Here is a 3,327-nt window from a genome sequence, read left to right as displayed (position 1 = left end):
TGGTGGCCACGATGAGCAACAAACCCTCTCTTAGCAAATACCGCTATTTGGACCCATAGGCGCTGACGTCAGACAGCCGACGACATCCTGAACGGAACGCGCGATGTCGATGACAAGGGCATCCTTGCCCGCGTGCTGCGCAGCGAAAACGGTGCAATCACCGGACAGGATTTCAAGAACTTCTTCTGCCTTCTGGTGGCGGCAGGCAATGACACAACGCGTTACTCCATCGCCATGGCGCTGCATCTGCTGACACAGCAACAAGGTCTGTTGAAAACCCTGCAAGGCGGGGACGTATGGGAAACATGCGCGGATGAGTTCATCCGCCTTGCCTCGCCCACATTGCACTTTCGACGCACCGCCACGCGGGATGTCGAAATGCACGGTCAAACGATCAAGGAGGGCGACAAGGTGCTGATGTGGTTCGTCTCCGGCAGCCGGGATGAGGCCATGTTTGAAAATCCGCACACCGCGCAGCTTGATCGCAGCCCGAACCGACATGTCGCCTTCGGGCAGGGCGGACCGCATGTCTGTCTGGGCATGTGGCTTGCCAAGTTGGAGCTGAAATGCGTGCTGCAGGAACTTGCGGGTCGCATCCACACGCTCGAGGCCGTGGAGCCGCCCACCTGGACACGTTCGAATTTTATCTGCGGGGTCAAATCGCTGACCTTCCTGCCCAAGCCCATTCCAGACCGGGGCGGGTCCGGTCTGCATGTGAATTTCAGTTTTGCGGACGCGCAAGGGGCCAATGTGATCGCGCCTGACGGTGCGCTGTCTGATATTGCCAAGGGATGCATGGCGGGGCTCATCCACCATCACGAGGGGTTGGCAGGTTTGCTTGCTGCGACGGTCAACAGTTATGACCGTCTCGGCCCAGCATCCATGGCCGGGTATTGGGCCAACTGGGCGGATGACCACCGGCTTGTGACAACGCGGTCCTGCGTGACCTCGCCACGCTCCGCCCGGTTGGAGCATCGCATGGCGGACTGCGCGACGAACCCGTATCTTGCGGTCGCATCCGTTCTTCAGGCATCGCTTCTGGGTGTGAGTGGTGGCTATGCGTTAGACCCAGCCGAGGATCTCGACGGCTTGGACAACATCCGGGCGACCCGCCATGTACCATCGGCATTGGACAAGGCACTGGACGCGCTGGATGCGGACAAGCCCCTGCGCATGGCTGCGGGGGAAGCGATCTGCGATGCGTTGATTTTTCTCAAGCAGGACGAATGGAAGCGGCTCAAGGACAAGTCCGTGGATCAGGTGCGCGACTACTACCTGCCCTTCGTCTAGGGCGCACCAACAGGTGTGCCTTACAGGTGGATCATCGTAAGGCGGAGGTCACCTCCGCCGCGCGGACGCAGCAAGCTGCGCCTTACGCACCAGAACCTGTAAGGCGGACGTGTCGTCCGCCCCGACCTCAAAGCGGGGGCAGCCCGACGATGTTGCGCCCAGCCTCGGTCTTGAGCGAGAAGTCCTGACCACACCACGCATTGCCTTCAGGCCCCATCAAGACGGCAATGGCCTGCCCAACCCAATCGGGGGGGATGTGGGCGTCCCAGGACAATTGGCTAACCGGGTTGATGCCGGACGCGGCGATCTCGCGTTGCATGTCTGTTGCGACCGTGCCCGGGGACAGGCCCATAACGCGCACGCCAGACCCGCGCACCTCGTTATCCGCCACGCGGGTCAGAGACAGGACGGCAGCCTTGGTTGCACAGTAGTGGCTCCACCCCTCAAGCGCGCTTGTGGCCGCGCCGGAGGAGATGTTGATGACTGTGCCCGACCCGCGCGCGACCATGCCAGGCAACACCGCGCGCAGGCCGTGATAGACGCCTTTGATGTTCACATCGACGACCCGCCCCCAAGCGGTGGGATCGCTGTCCGCCAGCAGCGCAATCGGGTCGATCAACCCGGCATTGTTGACCAGCACATCCACATCACCCGCCCGCTCCATCACGGCCTGCACTTGCGCAAAGTCGCTGACGTCGCAGGGCGCCGCGATGCCGCCGGTTTCCTCCGCTAATGCCAGCAGCGCATCACCGGAGCGCGCGGCCAGAACAACACGCGCACCTAGTCCGGCGAGGACTCGGGCGCTGGCCGCCCCGATCCCCTTGCTGGCCCCGGTGATGACAACGGTTTTGCCTTTGACATGCCGCATGGCTCAACGATCCCATGTGCAGGGAATGTTGTTTTCAGTCGCACCCTCGCATTGCACCAGATCAAAATGCAGATCGACATCGACGCTCAGGCCCGTTGGGCTGTCGAGGAACGCTATGAAATCGATCCCGTGATCAAGGCGCAGGATCTCGCCCGTAGCCTCAAACCCCACAACACGTACCTCATCGTAGTTTGGGATGAAGTCGGGATAGACCCGGTCCCGCACCATGGTGAAATCCAGCGTCACCGGCGCGGCCTGGCCACGCATGGTCAGGTCACCTGTCAGCTTTCCGCTTGTGGGCGTCAGCATCAGAATGTCTGTGGATGTGAACGTGATCTGCTGGTTGTTGTCCGCATCCAGATAGTCCGCGTGGCGTAGATGCGCGTCGCGCGCCTCGTGATTGCTGTCGATGCTGGCGGCGTCGATGGTGAAGGTGATCTACGAATTGGCCGGGTTCTCTTCGTCAATCAGAAAGGTGCCGTCGTAGCTGTTGAAGCGGCCCACCGTGCGGCTCAACCCCATGTGATTGATTTCCCAGCCAATATGAGCATGGCCAAGGTCGAGTGTCCATTCGGTTGGCGCGGCACCGGCGGGCATGGTGCCAAGCAAAAAGGCGGCAAGTGGTAGTGTGCGGAACATGTCATATCTCCTTTTGGGATCAGATGACCCTCACCTATCTGTTGCGGAACGTGCAAAAAATGGGCTTGAGTGCATCGTATTCATGCGTAAATTGCATGAATGGACATCACCGCCCTCCGCACTGTGCAACTTGTTGCCCACCATCAAAGCTTTGCCGCCGTGGCGCGCGTGCTTGATGTTGATCCCAGCTCTGTCAGCCGAACGGTGGCAGGGATTGAGGGACAGTTGGGATTGCGGCTGTTTCAACGCTCGACCCGGCAACTCACGCTGACCGAGGCCGGTTCGGTGTATCTGGCGCGGATCGGTCCCTTGCTGGACGATATGGACCTTGCGCGAGACGCGGCGGCCGAGGTCAGCACACAGCCGTCAGGCCGCGTGCGGCTCACGGCGTCGGTCGCGTTCGGCCAAGAGGTGATCGTGCCACATCTCGCCGACATGCGTACGGCACTGCCCGAGATCGTGTGTGGATGCCCCCGGTTTAGCAAGACAATCTTCTGACGTTTCTGGCCTGCGTGATCGGTACCGGTCGT

At 61.0% G+C, this 3,327-nt stretch carries 3 protein-coding genes and 1 pseudogene; 2 read left to right on the top strand and 2 right to left on the bottom strand.

Annotation, left to right across the window (positions count from 1 at the left end):
• The first annotated feature begins 132 nt into the window (after window positions 1-132).
• Window positions 133-1,290 carry a cytochrome P450 gene (locus tag Q1A75_RS23480; protein WP_299593417.1) on the top strand — a complete coding sequence of 386 codons (1,158 nt, stop codon included), beginning with the start codon at window positions 133-135 and terminating at the stop codon, window positions 1,288-1,290.
• Window positions 1,291-1,417: 127 nt separating this feature from the next.
• Here Q1A75_RS23480 and Q1A75_RS23475 read toward each other — a convergent pair whose 3' ends face one another.
• Both Q1A75_RS23475 and Q1A75_RS23470 read right to left on the bottom strand, forming a co-directional pair.
• A complete protein-coding gene (locus Q1A75_RS23475) occupies window positions 1,418-2,158 on the bottom strand; it encodes an SDR family oxidoreductase (RefSeq protein ID WP_299593414.1) in 741 nt (246 codons plus the stop codon).
• Window positions 2,159-2,161: 3 nt separating this feature from the next.
• Window positions 2,162-2,755 (bottom strand): annotated as a pseudogene (locus tag Q1A75_RS23470) (YceI family protein).
• Window positions 2,756-2,896: 141 nt separating this feature from the next.
• Between Q1A75_RS23470 and Q1A75_RS23460 the strand changes: the two are divergent.
• Complete coding sequence (locus tag Q1A75_RS23460; protein ID WP_299593408.1) at window positions 2,897-3,295, top strand: LysR family transcriptional regulator; 399 nt, start codon at window positions 2,897-2,899, stop codon at window positions 3,293-3,295.
• Window positions 3,296-3,327 lie beyond the last annotated feature (32 nt).

The organism is uncultured Tateyamaria sp. (genome assembly GCF_947504105.1).
GTDB lineage: Bacteria > Pseudomonadota > Alphaproteobacteria > Rhodobacterales > Rhodobacteraceae > Tateyamaria.
This window is presented reverse-complemented; position numbering and strand designations above follow the sequence as displayed.